The sequence below is a fragment of the Aureisphaera galaxeae genome (assembly GCF_028561275.1).
Taxonomy (GTDB): domain Bacteria; phylum Bacteroidota; class Bacteroidia; order Flavobacteriales; family Flavobacteriaceae; genus Aureisphaera; species Aureisphaera galaxeae.
The window spans coordinates 754,894-772,281 of record NZ_JAQQTF010000002.1; the positions used below are offsets into that span (position 1 = coordinate 754,894).

Below are 17,388 nucleotides of genomic sequence, written 5' to 3' on the forward strand. Positions count from 1 at the left end.
TCTGTATTCTCATTTTTAATTTTAGAAAAAACAATCATGACCAAATCATTAGCTTTGCTGGTATTCATGCTAGCAACCATTGCGTCCTTTGCGCAAAATGAATACAAAGGAAAAGTACAGACCCGTAACAATGAACCCCTAGTTGGTGCCACAGTAGTGGCAGCCGAAGACACCTCCAATGGTGTGCAGACGGGTTTCAATGGAGAATTCACAATAAACTTACAGAATAACTCGACGGTTATCGTAAGTTATTTAGGATATAAAACGCAAGAAATCACTCTGGGAACTGGTGAGAATATCATCTTCCTTAAGGAAAGTTCCGAATCATTGGAGCAGGTAGTAGTTTCGGCCAATCGCGAGCAGCAAAAGCGAAGCGAAGTTCCGGGAGCTATTTCTGTTTTAAATGCTCAGACCATCGACGATACCAAAGCTTTTGGCATCGAACAATTGGTAAACCAAGTGCCTGGGGTTTTTATGTCCACTTCCAGAGCTGCGAGTAACGAACAGCACTTTATGGCGATGCGTTCACCCATTTCGACCAAGTCCTTATTCTTGTATGTAGAAGACGGGATTCCGATTCGTCCTACAGCGGTGTTTAACCACAATGCGCTATTGGAAATGAACAACACAGCGTTTCAAAGAATAGAAGTGCTTAAGGGACCCGCTTCCAGTATTTATGGAAGTGAAGCCATTGGAGGAAGTATCAATGTTATTACCAAGAATCCATCGCGTGAGTTAACCGGTGGCGTAGGTTTTCAAATCAACGATCTTGGATTTACAAGATATGAAGCAGAATTTTCACAGTACGTAAGTGACAAGTTTGGAATTTACTTTGGAGCGCATTATGCCCAAAGAGAGGATGGTCTAATTCAGCACAGTGACTATGAAAAAACTGCGATAACCTTCAAAACGGTATACGATATCAGCAATAAGACAAGATGGACCAATACGTTCGATTTGATCGATTACCGATCGGACATGACAGGTTCTTTGAGTGAAGATGATTACACCGGAGGGAATTTTGAAAGCGATCAGACCTTTACCGAAAGGGATGCATTGGCCTTCAGATTGCGAAGTACGTTGGAAACGCGTTGGAATGACAAGAACAAAACCACATTCAATGCCGTTTTCAGAAACAACAAAATGGATCAGAATCCATCGTACCGTATTCGTCAATTCCGCGATATGGGGCAACTTACTGGATTCGGTTCTGGGGAGGTAAATTCTAATGAGTTCAATAGTGTGTTGGCTTTGGTACAACACAAAGCCGATTTCAATTTCATGAATTCTTCTTTGGTGTTGGGAGCTTCTGCCGATTTTTCACCTCAGGATTATGTGTCTAGCCCCACGAGTGTGACCGTGGATACGGAAACAGGTCAGAACGTGGATTTCAGCATCCAGGATGGGTATATTTTGAATTATGAAGCCGATATATTCAATTATGCCGGGTACTTTCAGTATGAAATTTCCCCTATGGAAGATTTGAAGGTAACCGCTGCCATGCGTTACGACCGTTTTACCTACGATTACGACAACCGAATCGATGGTTTGGCAGGTGCTGCCGATACCAAAACGGAGTATGATAACCTTGCTCCAAAATTGGGATTGAACTATAACTTCTCCCGAAAGGCAGGGGTTTATGCCAATTATTCGCAAGGATTTACACCTCCACAGACTTCTACATTGTTCCGAAATAGCTTTGTTGGCGTAGGTGGAGAAGTATTCGATCTTAAACCAAGTGAATATGACAATTATGAAGTTGGTGGGTATTTCAATATCGCCGATAAAGTAACGATCGATGCAGCCATTTATATGTTGGATGGTAAGAATACGCTTGTCACCTTACGTGATGAGAATGATGAATTCTTTAATGCCAATGCGGGTGAGACGCGTTCGTACGGAATTGAATACGGCATAAGCTATTCGCCCATGAAGAACATTACGTTGGCGCATAATGGAAGTTATGCGAAGCATGAATACATCACTTTCTTCGATAGAGGTGTAGATTACAGCGATACGGATAGGGAAACGGCTCCGAATCTTTTAGGAACTTCGATCCTTACCTACAAGCCATTAGAAAACTTAACCATAAGTGCAGAGCACGAATTGGTAGGCGAGTACAACACTAGTTTCGAAGGACAGGTAGAAAATGAAGATGGGACCACGGGCACAGCTACCTATGACGGGCACAATGTGTTCAACTTCCGAATTTCCTATCGTTTCAAGAATATCGAGATTTGGGGGCATGCCTTGAACCTTACAGACGAGCTGTATGCGGCTAGAGCTTCTTACAGCCGTTTTAGAGGAGAAAACAGCTATACCATAGGAAATCCAAGGGCTTTCCACGGGGGTATTAAATATCATTTTTAGCAAAGCCAGGCTGGGGGTCTATGACTCCCAGTCTTTAATTTTTTTATACAATGAAGAAAGACGAAAAATTAAATAAATGGCTTTGGAAATGGCATTTTATTGCAGGACTTATTTCGCTACCCTTCATCATTATTTTGTCGGTAACAGGCGTTATTTATCTGTTCAAAGCAGATTACGAAGCCCCGAGACAACAGCATATAAAGGAAGTAGTAGTAAGTGGCGAATCTATTTCCTTTCAGGAGCAATGGGCTATTGCCAATGCAAATATGCCAAAGAAGCCCAACGCAATGGTAGTTTCCACAGCGGAAAATCAGGCGACACAATTTGTCTCCGGCCGGTTTAGCCATAAAAATAGCTTGTATGTAAATCCTTTTAATGGCGAGGTTACGGGTGCTATTTCTGCGAAAGACGGGCTTATGTACAAAGTGAGAAAGCTCCATGGGGAACTGCTCATGGGGAAGTTCGGGACGAAGATTGTAGAGCTCATTGCCAGTTGGATGATCGTACTTATTCTTACGGGAATCTATGTCTGGTGGCCGGCTAGGGGATGGAAGCTCAAAGGTTTTTTTGTTCCCCGTACCAAAGAAGGAAAGCGAACTTTTTTCAGAGACTTGCATTCCATTACAGGTTTCTGGATATCCATTCTATTGTTAATGGTACTTGGAGGAGGTTTTCCGTGGACCGATGTGGTTGGGGAGAATTTTAAATGGGTACAGAAAGTAACGAATACCGGATATCCGGCCACATGGCAAGGAAGAGGGGTTGTTTCTGAAGGGGAAGGTGAAGCCATTACTTTGGATGAAATGATTGGAATTACAAAATCATTGGAACTTCCAGGGGAGGTAACTATTAGTTTTCCGAAAGGTCCCCAAGGAGTGTACAGTGTTTCCAATAGTACACCGGATTTAGGTAAGCAGCAGGTCGTGCACTTTAATCAATTTACGGGTGAGAAGTTAATGGAGGTACCATGGCAAGAAGTAGGTTCCCTTATGCGGGGAAGAATGTGGCTCATGGCATTTCACCAGGGAGAATTTGGCCGATGGAACTGGTTCCTCATGATCTTTGTGGGAACGGCCTTGTTTGTTATGAGTAGTTCTGCTTTGGTTTCCTTTTTACTGAGAAAACGCAAGGGAAGTTGGGGAGTGCCCAAAGTTCCTAAACAATTTAAAGTAGGGTATGGTATTGTCATAGCTATTGTGCTTTTATCGATCGTTTTTCCATTGTTTGGAGCAAGTTTGTTATTGCTGTTAGCATGGGAAATCTTACGAAATAGAAGAGCCTTCCGTTAAAGTTTTCTATAATTGGGGAGGCTATTTTAGCAAAGTGGCCTCCTTTTTTTACATTTGTATCAATGAAAAAAGTCATTTCAATATGTTTATCCCTTCTATTGTTGCTTAGTAGCACGGGGATTACCTATGCCCAACACTTCTGTGGGGAACACGAAATGATGGCCAAAGTTACCCTAGGGCAAGAGGTTCTTTCCTGTGGGATGGCCATGACACATGACGATGGTTGTGCAGACGAATCGACCGAGGAGCATGGTTGTTGCGATAATAAGTATACACAGGTCGATGTTGATGACAACTTCGCCGATGTATCTTTTGATGTGCAATTGGATCCTGTTTTTGTAGCATCCTTTGTTTCCATTTTCGTACTTAAGGAGACGACTTCTTTCAAGAAAGAACATGACTATTTCAAAGACTACAGCCCGCCTCCCTTGGAGGAAGACTTCTGTGTGCTGTACGATACTTTCTTAATTTGATGTCATTCCATGGGATGTTATACTTCCCTTCGTCCTCATTGGGACTCGTTTGTTTTGGAATGAAACCTAACATCAAAAAGAAATCATGATAACAAAAATATATGCGGTATCTGGAATGACCTGTGAAGGTTGTAGGGAAACTGTTCAGAAAAAAATAGGAGCAGTGGACGGGGTTACCTCGGTCACGGTCGACTTGAAAAAAGGGAAGGCTATCGTAGCTTCCCATGATATGCTCGATATTGCCAAGCTCCAGACCACACTGGGAACGAAATATCAAATTTCACCTATGGCGGCGTTGTCCTCAGATACAGCATCGCCTTCGAAATTGAGACAATTAAGGCCCTTGCTGCTCATCTTCGTTTACTTGGTGGTTGCCGTGGTATTGCTCAATTATAAGGAAGGAAATTTTGCTAGTTCCATGTTGGATTTTATGGGCTTGTTCTTTATCGTCTTTAGTTTTTTCAAACTATTGGACTTAAAGGGATTCCCGCCCAGTTTTAGCATGTATGATCCTTTAGCAAAGGCACTTCCTTTGTACGGGTGGATCTATCCCTTTCTAGAAATAGGACTCGGCATCATGTTCCTGCTTCGATGGGAAGTAAAGATCGCACTCTATGCCACCATTGTTCTCTTGGGCATTACCACCATAGGGGTACTTAGAACCTTGCTCGATAAACGGAAAATAAAGTGTGCTTGCTTGGGGACAGCACTCAACCTGCCCATGACCGAGGCCACCTTTATCGAGAATACCTTGATGATCGCCATGGCGATATTCATGTTGTTAAATCCAACTGCCTTATGAGAAAGTGGTTATTAGCATTGATCTTGTTCCCCGTTGTAGCAACGGCACAGGATCGACTGGAAGGTAGGATATTGGATGGCGCTAGCAATTCTGGAGAAGGCTTGTTTGGAGCCAATGTGGTTTGGTTAAATACAGACATAGGAGCGGTAACGGATGTTGATGGAAGTTTCAGTATTCCCTATGACTCTTCCTATTCACAATTGGTTATTAGTTACGTTGGCTATGAGACCGAAACCATAACGGTTTCGGGTAACCAGCGTATTGAACATACACTTCAGGCCAGTAATGACTTGGATGAGGTTACAGTTTCTGCACGAAAGAAGGCGTCCGCAAGATCCTTCTTGAAAGCGGAAAATACCATTTTGGTGAGCAGCGATGAATTGTTAAAAGCCGCTTGCTGTAACCTTTCGGAGAGTTTTGAAACCAATCCGTCCATCGATGTAAATTTTGCCAATGCCGTAAGCGGAACACGGCAGATTAGAATGCTAGGTCTGGAGAGCCCTAATATTTTGATCGCTACGGAGAATATTCCCTCCATTCGTGGTGCTGCTCAGGCGTATGGGCTTAGCTTTATTCCAGGAACATGGGTGGAGAGCATTCAGATTACAAAAGGGGCGGGTAGCGTGGTGAATGGCTTCGAGAGTATTGCCGGGCAGATCAATGCCGAATTGCAAAAACCTACCAAGGACTTTTCTTTCTATCAAAATTTATACACCGCCAATAGTGGTAGAAACGAACTCAATACTCACCTGAATACAAAGGTGAGCGACAAATGGGATGCCGGTTTTTACCTGCATGGAAATCTTAGGGATGGACATCACGATAGGAACGATGATAATTTTCTCGATATGCCTACGGGAAAGCAAATTAATTTGATGAATCGTTGGCAATACACGAATCCAGAAAAAGGGTTGGTGAGTTTTATCAATTTTAGATATATGGATGACCTGAATGAATCTGGGCAAATACATTCGAATTCAGACGATGGGGATACCGGAGGTCATGGTCATGGAGGATCGGATTCTAATTCGCTACTTTGGAGAAGCGAAATAGAAACCCAGCGATTCGATGTTTCTGCCAAATTAGGGTGGGTAAATCCTAGTGTTCCGTATCAAAGCCTAGGTGTGCAGACTGCTTTTAGTTGGCACAATCAGGATTCTTACTTTGGGTTGAATGAATACGATATTACCCATGCGAGTTTCTATGGAAATGCCCTCTACAATACCATCATTAGCGATTCACGTCATAAGGTGAAAGCTGGCGTCAGTTTTACCTACGATCAATATGACGAAGATGTGAATGAAACCACCTATGAACGCACTGAAAATTCGGTGGGAGGATTTTTTGAATATTCTTACGACAATTTGGATGCTCTTACGCTTCAAGCAGGAATACGGGTAGACAATCATAATCGTTTGGGCTTCTTTGTGACACCCCGTTTGCATGTAAAGTACACGCCCTGGGAGAAATCGGCCTTCCGACTTTCTGCGGGAAGCGGAAGAAGAAGTGCCAATATTTTTACTGAAAATCAGAAGTTGTTTGCCAGCAATAGGAACATCAATATTTTGGATACCGATGGAAAGATTTATGGTTTGGACCCTGAAGTTGCCTGGAACTACGGATTTTCCTATTTGCAAGGATTCAATCTATTGGGAAGAAAGGCAGATGTCACTTTCGATTTTTACCGAACCGATTTTCAGAATCAGGTAGTGGTCGATTGGGAGAATCCGCAAAATGTGCGATTCTACAATCTAAGGGGGGAGAGCTTTGCGAATTCCTTTCAAGTAGAATTTAATTACACTCCTTTTGAGCGATTCGATCTTCGTACGGCCTACAAGTACTATGATATACAGACAGATTATTTGTCGGGTAGATTGGAACGCCCATTAACACCTAAGAATCGAGTATTTGCCAATGCAGGCTATGAGACAGCTAAAAGTGAACAAGGGGCGCAGTGGAAGTTCGATGCGACCTTCAATTGGTTAGATTCGCAGCGGTATCCGTCTACAGCGACAAGTCCAGAGTTTTTCCAACTGTCCGAACGCACTCCAACTGTAAGTACGCTGAATGCTCAGGTAACCAAAGTTTTTTCTCCCCGTTTTGAAGTATATTTGGGCGGAGAGAATATTACAGATGTAAGGCAGGACCAGCCTATTGTAAATGCAGAAAATCCTTTTGCAACCTATTTCGATACTACCTTTGTTTATGGTCCGATATTTGGTAGTATGTATTATGCCGGGTTGCGCTATAAAATTCAATAAGATGAAAAAAATAATTGCAATTGTTTTGGTTTTAATGACCACGGGACTTATGGCCCAAGATAAAAATGCGAAAGCCTCCTTAGATGTAGACGGCGTTTGTATGATGTGTAAAAAACGTATCGAATTGGCCTCATTAAAGACAAAAGGGGTTAAGTCTGCCGTTTGGAATTTGGAGACCCACGAGTTGAAGCTCATTTTCGATGAGCGCAAGACCGACCTTAAAGCCATACAAGAGAACATCGCAGCTGTTGGGCATGATACCCAAGAAATAAAAGCGACCGATGAAGCCTATAACACCGTTCATGAGTGCTGTCGTTACCGAGATGAAAAGATCAGGGATGATCATGAAGATGGAGACGGAGGCCGCTAGTTAGAAGTCAATACCAAAGATAACTGCCCATAGGATGCAATCTTATGGGCTTTTTTGTACTTTCGGGTTTCTAATGAACCAACCATGCGTATACTATTTCTTTTATGTCTTGTCTTATTTTATGGGTGTGCCAAGGAGGTAGAGCCCACTCCCGAAGCACTTATTGATCAAAGCATTCAGGTCCATGGCGGATGGGAAGGGTATGAAAACCTAGATGCCATAGAGATTCGTAAACTTGTGAAACTTTTCGATGAAAATGGGTATTTAGAATCCCAGGATCGGCAGTATCAAAATTTTACCAAAGTACCGAGATATAAAACCCGTATTCACGGTATTTGGGGTGGAGCGGTTCGTGAAATATCCTACGATGGGAGCGAAGTGTTTACATCTATAAATGATTCCATAGTACAGGATTCCATCACATCCCAAACAGCCCTGAAGACCATTCAATCCGCCGAATTTGTATTTTTTCAACCCTTTAAATTAAGGGATTCCAATGCGCAAATGGAATATGTAGGCAAGCGAGTGTTGTTTGACACCATTCCTGTTTCTGAAATTAAAGTGAACTACTCCAATTCTAAAGATACTTGGTGGTTTTACTTTGATGAAGGGAATCGCTGTGTAGCCAATAAAGTGCTGCACAATGGACGTTACAGCTTGATTGAAAATCTAGAATTCCAAGAATACAAAGGATTGCTGCTTCACAAACACCGCAAAAGCTATTTCGTAGATTCTTTACTGAACAAACAGTACTTGCGTGCAGAGTATTTTTATGATGTGGTTAATTAGTCTATAGACTATAGTCCATAGTCGATAGTTGATGATCCCTTCATTTTAGGGTTCGTTTTCCTTCTACGGTGATCAGGGAACCTTCGGCTAGCATCACCGATTTGGGTGTTTCCTCATTTAGGAATTGAAAGGTGTCGCCATAGGTCGCACCGAAATCGACATCTATATCATAATTTTTCACCTCATACTGCTGCCATTTGGGATGAGTCACTTCATATTCTGTAGTGGTAGTGTCATTCTTTTTGGTGTATCCCCAATAATGTTCGGTAATGAATTCGGTTTCACTACCCTCTTCGATAAGACTCAATTCCCGTTCGGCTTCTACAGAGAACTTTTGCCATTGTTTAGCCACTTTCCAAGCGTATGAGACTTGACGGGAAGATTCGTTTTCCGTCCAAGTATGCTTCATTTTATGGGTGGCATAATGTTCGCCATACAGGGTGTTGGCAACAAAAGTAATGGCATGCTTGGGAACAATTTCCTTGATGAATACAACGCCTCTTTTCCACTCAGCGCCATCCTTATACTTCACATAAAACCGCAGGTTCACTTCTTCAAAATTTACATGAAACGGAATCTTTACACCAAGCATTTTGGTGTTCAAGAACATAAAGCCTACAAGGCTCACATAGTTTGTTCCGTTCCAAGTATCCAATTCGGTTCCGTGTGGGACATAGGGTTTCAATAGAGCAGGATCTACTTCGTAGTTGGCCATGGCCAATTTTCGCCATTCAGCTTTTAGGAAACTCATGGCTTTAGGGAATTTTTGAAATCCTCCTCATGAATTCTGTAGACGTAAACATCCATGTCGTAGTAGGTGGTTTGTTTTTCCCTTCTCATTCCATTGCGTTCGGCCACTTTTATTGAAGGGGTATTTTCGAGATCGATAATGGAAATGATAGAAGTTGTCAATTGGTTTTCGAAGGCTAATTTTTTAAAGAATTGTGCTGCTTCTGAGGCATACCCTTTTCCCCAGAATTCGGGAAGTAAGTGGTATCCTATTTCCAATTCTTCTATGTCGTCCACCTTTTGAGCCAAAAGACCGCATTGCCCTATGAGTTGGCCCGATTCCTTTTCAATGAGCGCCTGTAAGCCATATCTACTTTCTGCATACCGTTTCAATTGGAAATCGATCCACTCTTGCGATTTCTCTGGGCTCAATTTCCATTCTATAGGAAAATAGGCCGTAGCCTCTTCGTCCATGATATAAGGAATCCATGGCTCCACATCCTCATTCGTTAATGGGCGGATGATAAGGCGTTCGGTTTCTCTTGTCTCTAGGTACTTTGGCCACATGATTAATGCGTTTTGGTTAGTAAAATTAACTTATTTCAACTTTTCTTGCGATGCTAATTGAAGTAAGGCTACCAAGTATTCCGCACTTGTAGTTTCAAATTTGCTGTTCAGTAGGTCGCAATCTTTTTGTTCAATTTTTCGAATTTTAAGCTTTTTGCAAGCATCGTCTATTAGAATATCAATATCGGACTCATCAATTTTATATAACCTGAAAACATCATCTTCGGGATGCATGTTGAAATTGTCAAGCATTAGCCAACTTTTCAATTCGTCATGGATCAATTCCGCATGTTTAGGGTCGTATCCTTTTTCTTTCAATAAAGAGATATATTCATATTTCATTAAGGGTTTTCGATTGTCCTGTACTTCTTTAAGTTGTCGTTTCCAACTCCAATCTAAAATGCGTCCCCAAATAACGAGTATAAAAATGATTCCCCCTATAATAAACCATGCTTTATGCATTCAAAAATGAGATTAAGATTCCATGGGTATAAACCGTTGCGACTTCCTTAACAAATGCCTGAAAATCGATCGTGGCATTGTCATCAGCTGCGTCTGAAATGGTTCTGATTAAAGCAAAGGGAATGTTGTAGTCTGAACAAACCTGTGCTACGGCAGCTCCCTCCATTTCTACGCACAATAGATCCGGCAGCAGTTGTTTTATATGCTCAGCATCTTTAGCATCCGATATGAATCGATCCCCACTTGCAATGGCGCCTTCCATGATCTTGGGATGATGAATTTTGAAGGTCTCTTTCGTGGCTTCATCAATCGTATTGCTTTCCAGGAAAGAGATGGCAGCACTCTTTAATTGATTTCGAAGGTCTTCATCGGTTTCAAAATAAGAGGTATGCACCAATGGAATTTCGAATTGCGGAAAGATAGGACGGGCATCCATATCGTGCTGATACAATTTTGTACCGATGACTATATCGCCCACATTCAATCGTGGATCTAATGCTCCAGCCACTCCTGAAAATAGGATGCGATCTACTTTGTGTTCTATAATAAGATGGGTTGCCGTAGTGGCGGAAGCTACTTTTCCCCAACGGGAAAATACGAGTACTACCTCATGGCCCCAAAGCATACCCGAATAATAGGTTCGGTTTCCCTTTTCTTGGGTGGAAGTAATGTCCATAACTTCTAGGAGGGATTCCATTTCCTCCAACATAGCGCTCATGATGCCAGTTTTCATACTCTTTTAGTTGATATTGAACCCATAATAAAACCTGTTGATCTGCCCTTGAGAGCTTTGAAGGCCTACAATATCCATAACCTCTTTAAAGTAGAGGCATATACGTTCCCGATCTTCGGAATCGAAACCTAGTTCAAGCTCAGGGAACCTCTCAAGTCCTATTTTAATGGCTTCTTGGTATTGTTCTTCGGTAGGTGTTTCGGAGTTCGCAATTTTCTGGAAGTCCTTAGCAACTTCATTTATTTTTTGTGAAAGAATAGGACGTAAAGACTCTTCCGAAATTCCCGGGTAGGCGCTTTCCACTAAGAATTTATCCTTTGACAAGAATTCTTCGAATAACTGATCAGCGTTTTCGGGAGTTTCCATAAGTGTTTGCTTTTTTGCAGATTGATTGCACGAAATCCCTATGAATAACAATAAAAGCAGTGATAGTTTATTCATTACTTTTCAAATAATTGATGTAATTCGTCAGTAACCCTCTTATCTGTTCGGCGGCTACAGGATTGGCAGAATGCACTTTGAATTCTAAATTCCTTAGATCGAGACCCGATTCGTATACCAGCCATTTGGCTGCGGCGTATCCATCTGGAGCGACTTCGCCTTCTTTGTTCAAACCCAAATCATTATCAAAACTGATGAATGGGGGAAGGCCATGGGTTTCGATATATTTTACAAAAGCATCATACGTTCGTACGATGTCGAACTCGGCTTCCATAGCCTTGTCATACACCATTTCGATGGTTCTAATGTCGTCTAGAAACAGTTTTTTCTTCAAAATAGGTTATTTCCAATGTTGTAATAGTTCATCTAAGGCTACCTCAATTCCATCGTAATAATTGCCTTCCCTAAAGTAGGGCAGCATGGTTTTATCGATCACTGCTTGGCAGATGGAGTCGGTCAATACATTTTCGGTTCCATAGCCTGTTGAAATTCGGACCATTCTCAATTCTTTGCATAGTACAATTAAAAGTCCATTGTCCGAATCCGCTTTCCCCACACCCCATTCATTACCGAGGTCTTTTGCATAATCATTAATGTCCTCGTAGGGTGCTAAAGAGGCTATTGTAACGACAGCTATTTCTCGAGTGGTTTCTTGTTCGTAGTTGGCGAGGCGTTTTTCCAGTTTTTCCGTCTGAATCGATGTGAACACCTTCTCAAAATCGGAAACATATCCCAAAGGTTCGGGGAACATTTTCGTGGCGCTACGGGCTTGAACCGATTCGTTCTGCTCCACTTCCTGCCATGCCTCATAGGAATCGCGAGCTGCCATATAGGTGCCGATGAAAGGAGCCGAATAGTAGGCAATCACGAGTAGGATTGCAATACCTCCAACGATATATAAAATTCTTTTCTTCAATTCTAGTTTAGTTATACTATTTCTGTCCTTCTATCCAAAATCGTAAACGGTTGTACCCACTTTAGAAGCTATTAAACTATCCATGATCAAGGGTTCTATATGCTCCCATTTTCCTCCCGCCAATCCACAGCCTATACGTGGCATATGAACGGAAGCATTAAGTGAAACGGCTTTTTCAGCTACTTGTGTTAGGCCTTTAGCTACTGCATCATAACGAATGGGAGGGTTCCCGTTTTCATCTTTGCGTATTTTGTGTTGACCAATAAGATTGGCAATCCATAGATCATTTGCTACTTGAACAAATTGCACCGCTCCTAATTCAAAACCCTCCTGACTTTTATGCCACTCGCGATAGCGTTGTTCGGGTTCGGGCCATTTTCTAGAAAGTGCCATGACAAATCCTTTTCCCCATCCCCCAATATCATTACATATATGAACAATGATTTTGTTTCCCTCAGTTTGAGGATTTGTAGCATCTCCGATAATGTAATTAATGGTTTTCATTGAACTTACCCTTTCGAAATCACCACTTTTTTCCCAATCAAATCTTTTCTATCGATACTATCCACCATAAACTCGGCCACGCTTTTACGGCTAACAGTCATGCTAGGTTTGGATTCTTCACCAAAAGTCTCCTTAATGGACTGTCTTTTGGTGCTATTGGTTAAGCCCACAGGCCGCACCAAGGTCCATTGTAAATTGGAAGGTTCTATAATGACCTCCTGCCGTTCATGATCCCGATAAGCGGCCCCAATGTTACTGTTATCGATGAACCAACGAAACCATCCGGGAATGTCTTTTTTGGTTTCGGCGACTCCCCAAGCAGAACAGACGATCATTCGATTTACACCTTGTTTTTCGGCCATAGGAATGAGTAGGCTCATTACGTTAGAAAGGTAGTCCTTAGGGGTTTTTAAAGGCGACCACGGAAAGTCCGATTTCCGGGAAACATTCAAGGTGCTAATTACGTGCTGACAGCCTTGAACGGCTTTCAACATAGCATCTGGATGGGATGCATTGCCTTCGAAAACGGTAAGTCCTTCCGCGGGTGGAATTCGACTGGAATTACGCGCTAGGCAATGTACTTGATACCCCTTCTCTAAAGCGGTTTTCAGGACCCATTTTCCAGTTCGACCCGTAGCTCCCAATAAAAGTATTTTTCCTTTTTCCATCTGGTACTACTAAGATACCGCTTTCCCATTAAAAAGAAAACCCCCGCAAAAGCAGGGGTCTTATAGTTCTGGTTTTAAATAAACCTATGTTATTCATTGCCCGGCCGGGCTCCGGCCTACATCATGCCTGGCATTCCGCCGCCACCCATAGGAGGCATGGCAGGAGCATCTTCTTTAATGTCTACCAAGGCACACTCTGTCGTTAGGATCATTCCCGCTACAGAAGCTGCATTCTCTAAAGCGATACGTGTTACTTTCTTAGGATCGATGATCCCAGCTTTTAGCATGTCCACATATTCTTCGTTTTTTGCATTGTAACCGAAGTTTTTCTTTCCTTCCATCACTTTATTGATCACTACAGATCCTTCTCCACCTGCATTTTCAACGATCGTACGTAAAGGTGCTTCGATAGCACGGGCTACAATCTGGATTCCTGTAGCTTCGTCCATAGTATCGGTAGTTAACTTTTCCAGTACTTTCTTGGCCTGTACGAAAGCAACTCCTCCACCTGCAACGATACCTTCTTCTACCGCAGCACGGGTAGCGTGAAGTGCATCGTCTACACGGTCTTTCTTTTCTTTCATTTCTACTTCGGAAGCAGCACCTACATACAATACAGCTACACCACCAGCCAATTTGGCCAAACGCTCTTGAAGTTTCTCTTTATCGTAGTCGCTTGTGGTAGTTTCGATCTGTGCTTTGATCTGTCCCACACGGGCTTTGATGTCGCTCTTGTTTCCAGCACCGTTTACAACGGTAGTGTTGTCTTTATCGATAGTTACTGTCTCAGCAGTTCCCAACATCTCAACAGTGGCATTCTCTAATGTAAACCCTCTTTCTTCAGAGATTACGGTTCCTCCAGTTAGGATAGCGATATCTTCTAACATGGCCTTACGACGATCCCCAAATCCAGGCGCTTTTACTGCGGCAATTTTAAGGGCGCCACGTAATTTGTTTACTACCAAAGTTGCCAAGGCTTCTCCTTCAACATCTTCGGCGATGATTAATAGAGACTTTCCTTGTTGCGCTACGGGCTCCAATACAGGAAGTAAATCTTTCATATTGGAAATCTTCTTGTCATACAACAAGATCATTGGGCTTTCCAATTCCGTTTGCATTTTATCGCTATCGGTAACGAAGTAAGGAGAAAGGTATCCGCGGTCAAACTGCATTCCTTCTACTACGTCTACATAGGTTTCGGTTCCTTTGGCCTCTTCTACAGTGATTACGCCTTCCTTTCCAACTTTTCCAAAAGCTTGGGCGATTAGATCACCAATTTGGTTGTCGTTATTGGCAGAAATAGAAGCTACTTGCTGAATCTTTTCGGAAGAGTTCCCAACCTTGGTCGATTGTTTTTCCAAGTTAGCTACGATCGCATCTACTGCGGTGTCGATTCCGCGCTTTAAGTCCATTGGGTTGGCTCCAGCGGCAACGTTTTTAAGACCTTCTTTTACGATGGCTTGTGCCAATACAGTTGCGGTAGTGGTACCGTCACCGGCTAGATCGTTGGTTTTGGAAGCTACTTCCTTTACCATTTGCGCTCCCATGTTTTCTAGGGCGTCTTCCAATTCAATTTCCTTAGCCACGGAAACTCCATCTTTGGTTACTTGGGGAGCTCCGAAGGATTTACTAATGATTACATTTCTTCCCTTAGGGCCTAAGGTTACTTTTACTGCGTTTGCCAATGCGTCTACACCGCGTTTGATCGCGTCCCGTGCTTCCACATCGAATTTTATATCTTTTGCCATTTTATCTAATGCTTTAAGCCATAAGCTATATGCTATAGGCAGATTGGTTTAACTTTTAGTATTGATAGAATTTAAATGATGGCGAGAATATCATCCTCACGCATGATTAGGTAGTCCTTACCGTCGAATTTAAGTTCGCTACCGGAGTACTTACCGTACAAAACGGTATCGCCCACCTTAACGGTCATATCGTGATCTTTTTTACCCTTGCCAACGGCTACTACTTTTCCTTGTTGTGGTTTTTCTTTTGCAGAATCTGGAATGTAGATCCCAGAAGCAGTTTGGGTTTCGGCGGCTTGTGGCTCGACCAAAACGCGATCTGAAAGTGGTTGGATTTTCAATGCCATTTTCAATTGTATTTTATGAAGTTAATTTTTATGTTTTTTGAATATTACGATTTCCCTTTTTTCAGAAATTATGCCAAGGCCTTTTTTCTGTCAATTTGAAACAAAAAATGCCAACTTATGACAAGTTGGCATTTCTGTAATGTGTTTGTCCATTCAATTATGGGGTTTCAGGAGTACCGCCACCGCTTTCGCCTCCGTTGCTGCCTTCATTACTAGAAGGAAGTTCTACGCTTTCAATTTGATCCTGATCCAAGAACTGCGTGTTTCCTTGTCCTTCAAATAATGAGATATTAGACAAAAGGATTAGTGCCAATAGGATAATGGCTAAAGTCCAAGTACTCTTGTCGAGGAAATCGGTGGTTTTCTTTACACCTCCCAATTGCTGACCTCCGCCACCTCCAAAGGTAGAAGACAATCCTCCTCCTTTTGGGTTCTGTACCATGATAACCACTACTAGCAAAAATGCTACGAAAACGATTAGGACTAAAAATATGGTAAATTGTGTCATTGTTCTTCTGTATTAATCAATTTTTCTATCGCCCGAATTTGGTCTGCAAAGAAACCACTTTTTTCGGGATTTTTCAAAATTAAAATTTTATATGCCTGAATGGCTTTTTTATAATTTTTCTGTTGCAAATAAACCTTGGCTAAGGTTTCTGTCATAAGCTGATCAGGTGCCTGTGTATAAGGCTTTGCAAGGTTTTTGTTTTTCTTGGCTGGCTCTTTCCGTTCTATCTTGGGACGCTCCTGTATGAACTTCTCAATGAGCTGGAATTTTCGCTCCCGGTCTTTTTGAAGATCATTTTTAGAAGCTTCGTCTTCTTTTTCCTCACGATCAATAGGTTGAGCTTGGGTGAGCTTTAACCATTCTCCAAAAGAATGGGTGTCGCTTTTGGTAAAGGTGATGGGGCTATCAATTTCTAGGGTGTCTTCCGGTTCGGTGATCTCTTCCTTTTCCTCTTTTTCTTCGGAAGGGGCTACGGCAATGGGGGTCGATTTACGCTCGAATAGGTCCGGATTTAGAATGGCTTCCGCCTTTTTCATTTCCGTTTGCAATTGCTCGTGAATCTCACGGCTTACCGTTTCAGAAACATTTTCGGAAACCACTTCAATTTCCTTTACTGCATCACTTTGTTGAAGGATGGTTTCTGAAATATTGTTTTGAATAAACTCCTTGGAGGTTATGTATTCGAAAAGGATATCCCTATCGGTCGTATGGGCAGCTGCCAGTTTCAAGGCGTCGTTATAGAGATAACTGCTTTGGTTTTTTAATCCCTTTAGTTGTAATGCCCTAGCACTTTGAAAGTAAGGGTATCTATTTAAAAGCGTGTCCAATTCCTTCACCTGTTCCGGATGGATGGTTTGTGGATTTGCCAACAAATATGTGAAGGTATCGGTGTTCATATTACCAATCGGCCAAGGATTTGTTTATAATGTCTTGCGTAATTCGTTCGAAAATGGCTTCCAATGCTTCATCCAATTGAGAGCCAATTAGCTGAGCGCCACCTTCATAATCGAAATAAAAAGAGAACTTTTGTTCGAAGTCCTTTTCAGAGTCCAAGGTATTGAAAAAACGGACATTTACTTCCATCGTCAAACGGTTCTGGGCTGCTGTACTTTGTGAGGTTGCCGTAATGGGAGCCACATAATATCTAGTAATCTCACCTTCATAGATAATATCGCCATTGGTAGGGGTGAGCGCCAAACTGGATTGGGTAAGGATGATATCCTGAAGGGCCAGGGTAAAATCCCTCGCAATTCTGGGCTCAACCAAAGCCGCATTGTTCACAAAATTGTTTACCTGAAAGGTTTCAGCATCCCCAGTACTAATACCGGAAAAGGAATACTTTATTTTACATCCTTGACATAGGGTAATCAAGGCTAGGCAAAGTGAGATTTTAATAAGTCTGCTCATAAAA

The 17,388-nt window shown here is 42.2% G+C and carries 21 protein-coding genes; 7 read left to right on the top strand and 14 right to left on the bottom strand.

Annotated features, from left to right (window positions below; all coding sequences use genetic code 11):
* Nucleotides 1-36 precede the first annotated feature (36 nt).
* The 7 genes from POV27_RS03270 to POV27_RS03300 all read left to right on the top strand — a co-directional run bounded on the left by POV27_RS03270 (nt 37) and on the right by POV27_RS03300 (nt 8,354).
* Nucleotides 37-2,370, top strand: coding sequence for a TonB-dependent receptor (locus POV27_RS03270; RefSeq protein WP_272861296.1), 2,334 nt, complete (start codon nt 37-39; stop codon nt 2,368-2,370).
* A gap of 50 nt (nt 2,371-2,420) precedes the next feature.
* The gene (locus POV27_RS03275) at nt 2,421-3,659 is read left to right on the top strand and encodes a PepSY-associated TM helix domain-containing protein (RefSeq protein WP_272861297.1); all 1,239 of its coding nucleotides are present in this window, start codon (nt 2,421-2,423) and stop codon (nt 3,657-3,659) included.
* Nucleotides 3,660-3,721: 62 nt separating this feature from the next.
* Entirely contained in the window at nt 3,722-4,132 is a 411-nt protein-coding gene (locus POV27_RS03280; RefSeq protein ID WP_272861298.1) for an HYC_CC_PP family protein, read from the top strand.
* A gap of 85 nt (nt 4,133-4,217) precedes the next feature.
* The gene (locus POV27_RS03285) at nt 4,218-4,934 is read left to right on the top strand and encodes a heavy-metal-associated domain-containing protein (protein WP_336375828.1); all 717 of its coding nucleotides are present in this window, start codon (nt 4,218-4,220) and stop codon (nt 4,932-4,934) included.
* Entirely contained in the window at nt 4,931-7,195 is a 2,265-nt protein-coding gene (locus tag POV27_RS03290; protein ID WP_272861299.1) for a TonB-dependent receptor, read from the top strand. Before POV27_RS03285 ends, POV27_RS03290 begins: the two co-directional genes overlap by 4 nt.
* Before the next feature lies 1 nt (nt 7,196).
* Entirely contained in the window at nt 7,197-7,565 is a 369-nt protein-coding gene (locus tag POV27_RS03295) for a heavy-metal-associated domain-containing protein (RefSeq protein WP_272861300.1), read from the top strand.
* An 84-nt stretch (nt 7,566-7,649) separates the two neighbouring features.
* On the top strand, nt 7,650-8,354 hold the full coding sequence (locus tag POV27_RS03300; RefSeq protein ID WP_272861301.1) for a hypothetical protein: 705 nt from the start codon (nt 7,650-7,652) through the stop codon (nt 8,352-8,354).
* Between the two features lie 40 nt (nt 8,355-8,394).
* On the opposite strand, the gene POV27_RS03305 is transcribed toward POV27_RS03300, so the two are convergent.
* From POV27_RS03305 to POV27_RS03370, 14 genes are all read right to left on the bottom strand, one after another.
* Nucleotides 8,395-9,105 carry a YqjF family protein gene (locus POV27_RS03305; protein WP_272861302.1) on the bottom strand — a complete coding sequence of 237 codons (711 nt, stop codon included), beginning with the start codon at nt 9,103-9,105 and terminating at the stop codon, nt 8,395-8,397.
* Nucleotides 9,102-9,650 (bottom strand): GNAT family N-acetyltransferase, encoded by a 549-nt coding sequence (locus tag POV27_RS03310; RefSeq protein ID WP_272861303.1) that lies wholly within the window; start codon nt 9,648-9,650, stop codon nt 9,102-9,104. Before POV27_RS03310 ends, POV27_RS03305 begins: the two co-directional genes overlap by 4 nt.
* 30 nt (nt 9,651-9,680) lie before the next feature.
* A complete protein-coding gene (locus tag POV27_RS03315; protein WP_272861304.1) occupies nt 9,681-10,112 on the bottom strand; it encodes a hypothetical protein in 432 nt (143 codons plus the stop codon).
* Nucleotides 10,105-10,845, bottom strand: coding sequence for a 5'-methylthioadenosine/adenosylhomocysteine nucleosidase (locus POV27_RS03320; RefSeq protein ID WP_272861305.1), 741 nt, complete (start codon nt 10,843-10,845; stop codon nt 10,105-10,107). Before POV27_RS03320 ends, POV27_RS03315 begins: the two co-directional genes overlap by 8 nt.
* A 6-nt stretch (nt 10,846-10,851) precedes the next feature.
* Nucleotides 10,852-11,211: a DUF4844 domain-containing protein gene (locus POV27_RS03325; RefSeq protein WP_272861306.1), complete on the bottom strand. Its 360-nt coding sequence runs from the start codon at nt 11,209-11,211 to the stop codon at nt 10,852-10,854.
* 67 nt (nt 11,212-11,278) lie between these two features.
* Entirely contained in the window at nt 11,279-11,620 is a 342-nt protein-coding gene (locus POV27_RS03330) for a cyclic-phosphate processing receiver domain-containing protein (RefSeq protein ID WP_272861307.1), read from the bottom strand.
* A gap of 6 nt (nt 11,621-11,626) precedes the next feature.
* A complete protein-coding gene (locus tag POV27_RS03335) occupies nt 11,627-12,202 on the bottom strand; it encodes a TPM domain-containing protein (protein WP_272861308.1) in 576 nt (191 codons plus the stop codon).
* 30 nt (nt 12,203-12,232) lie between these two features.
* The gene (locus POV27_RS03340) at nt 12,233-12,706 is read right to left on the bottom strand and encodes a macro domain-containing protein (RefSeq protein WP_272861309.1); all 474 of its coding nucleotides are present in this window, start codon (nt 12,704-12,706) and stop codon (nt 12,233-12,235) included.
* A gap of 5 nt (nt 12,707-12,711) precedes the next feature.
* Nucleotides 12,712-13,374: an NAD(P)-dependent oxidoreductase gene (locus POV27_RS03345; protein WP_272861310.1), complete on the bottom strand. Its 663-nt coding sequence runs from the start codon at nt 13,372-13,374 to the stop codon at nt 12,712-12,714.
* 116 nt (nt 13,375-13,490) lie between these two features.
* Entirely contained in the window at nt 13,491-15,122 is a 1,632-nt protein-coding gene (gene groL / locus POV27_RS03350) for a chaperonin GroEL (RefSeq protein ID WP_272861311.1), read from the bottom strand.
* A gap of 71 nt (nt 15,123-15,193) precedes the next feature.
* Nucleotides 15,194-15,469: a co-chaperone GroES gene (locus POV27_RS03355; protein ID WP_272861312.1), complete on the bottom strand. Its 276-nt coding sequence runs from the start codon at nt 15,467-15,469 to the stop codon at nt 15,194-15,196.
* 157 nt (nt 15,470-15,626) lie between these two features.
* Nucleotides 15,627-15,977 (bottom strand): preprotein translocase subunit SecG, encoded by a 351-nt coding sequence (gene secG / locus POV27_RS03360; protein ID WP_272861313.1) that lies wholly within the window; start codon nt 15,975-15,977, stop codon nt 15,627-15,629.
* The gene (locus tag POV27_RS03365; RefSeq protein WP_272861314.1) at nt 15,974-16,873 is read right to left on the bottom strand and encodes a hypothetical protein; all 900 of its coding nucleotides are present in this window, start codon (nt 16,871-16,873) and stop codon (nt 15,974-15,976) included. The genes secG and POV27_RS03365 overlap by 4 nt, the downstream gene beginning before the upstream one ends.
* A 1-nt stretch (nt 16,874) precedes the next feature.
* The gene (locus tag POV27_RS03370) at nt 16,875-17,384 is read right to left on the bottom strand and encodes an LptE family protein (protein ID WP_272861315.1); all 510 of its coding nucleotides are present in this window, start codon (nt 17,382-17,384) and stop codon (nt 16,875-16,877) included.
* Nucleotides 17,385-17,388 lie beyond the last annotated feature (4 nt).

Excerpts from the sequence above, each read along its gene's own strand:
- POV27_RS03285 (WP_336375828.1), top strand. The coding sequence starts at position 4,218 with ATGATAACAAAAATATATGCGGTATCTGGAATGACCTGTGAAGGTTGT.
- POV27_RS03275 (WP_272861297.1), top strand. The coding sequence starts at position 2,421 with ATGAAGAAAGACGAAAAATTAAATAAATGGCTTTGGAAATGGCATTTT.
- POV27_RS03300 (WP_272861301.1), top strand. The coding sequence starts at position 7,650 with ATGCGTATACTATTTCTTTTATGTCTTGTCTTATTTTATGGGTGTGCC.
- POV27_RS03345 (WP_272861310.1), bottom strand. The coding sequence starts at position 13,374 with ATGGAAAAAGGAAAAATACTTTTATTGGGAGCTACGGGTCGAACTGGA.
- POV27_RS03325 (WP_272861306.1), bottom strand. The coding sequence starts at position 11,211 with ATGGAAACTCCCGAAAACGCTGATCAGTTATTCGAAGAATTCTTGTCA.
- POV27_RS03365 (WP_272861314.1), bottom strand. The coding sequence starts at position 16,873 with ATGAACACCGATACCTTCACATATTTGTTGGCAAATCCACAAACCATC.
- POV27_RS03310 (WP_272861303.1), bottom strand. The coding sequence starts at position 9,650 with ATGTGGCCAAAGTACCTAGAGACAAGAGAAACCGAACGCCTTATCATC.
- POV27_RS03305 (WP_272861302.1), bottom strand. The coding sequence starts at position 9,105 with ATGAGTTTCCTAAAAGCTGAATGGCGAAAATTGGCCATGGCCAACTAC.
- POV27_RS03320 (WP_272861305.1), bottom strand. The coding sequence starts at position 10,845 with ATGAAAACTGGCATCATGAGCGCTATGTTGGAGGAAATGGAATCCCTC.
- groL (WP_272861311.1), bottom strand. The coding sequence starts at position 15,122 with ATGGCAAAAGATATAAAATTCGATGTGGAAGCACGGGACGCGATCAAA.
- POV27_RS03290 (WP_272861299.1), top strand. The coding sequence starts at position 4,931 with ATGAGAAAGTGGTTATTAGCATTGATCTTGTTCCCCGTTGTAGCAACG.
- POV27_RS03295 (WP_272861300.1), top strand. The coding sequence starts at position 7,197 with ATGAAAAAAATAATTGCAATTGTTTTGGTTTTAATGACCACGGGACTT.
- secG (WP_272861313.1), bottom strand. The coding sequence starts at position 15,977 with ATGACACAATTTACCATATTTTTAGTCCTAATCGTTTTCGTAGCATTT.
- POV27_RS03355 (WP_272861312.1), bottom strand. The coding sequence starts at position 15,469 with ATGGCATTGAAAATCCAACCACTTTCAGATCGCGTTTTGGTCGAGCCA.
- POV27_RS03270 (WP_272861296.1), top strand. The coding sequence starts at position 37 with ATGACCAAATCATTAGCTTTGCTGGTATTCATGCTAGCAACCATTGCG.
- POV27_RS03315 (WP_272861304.1), bottom strand. The coding sequence starts at position 10,112 with ATGCATAAAGCATGGTTTATTATAGGGGGAATCATTTTTATACTCGTT.
- POV27_RS03280 (WP_272861298.1), top strand. The coding sequence starts at position 3,722 with ATGAAAAAAGTCATTTCAATATGTTTATCCCTTCTATTGTTGCTTAGT.
- POV27_RS03340 (WP_272861309.1), bottom strand. The coding sequence starts at position 12,706 with ATGAAAACCATTAATTACATTATCGGAGATGCTACAAATCCTCAAACT.
- POV27_RS03370 (WP_272861315.1), bottom strand. The coding sequence starts at position 17,384 with ATGAGCAGACTTATTAAAATCTCACTTTGCCTAGCCTTGATTACCCTA.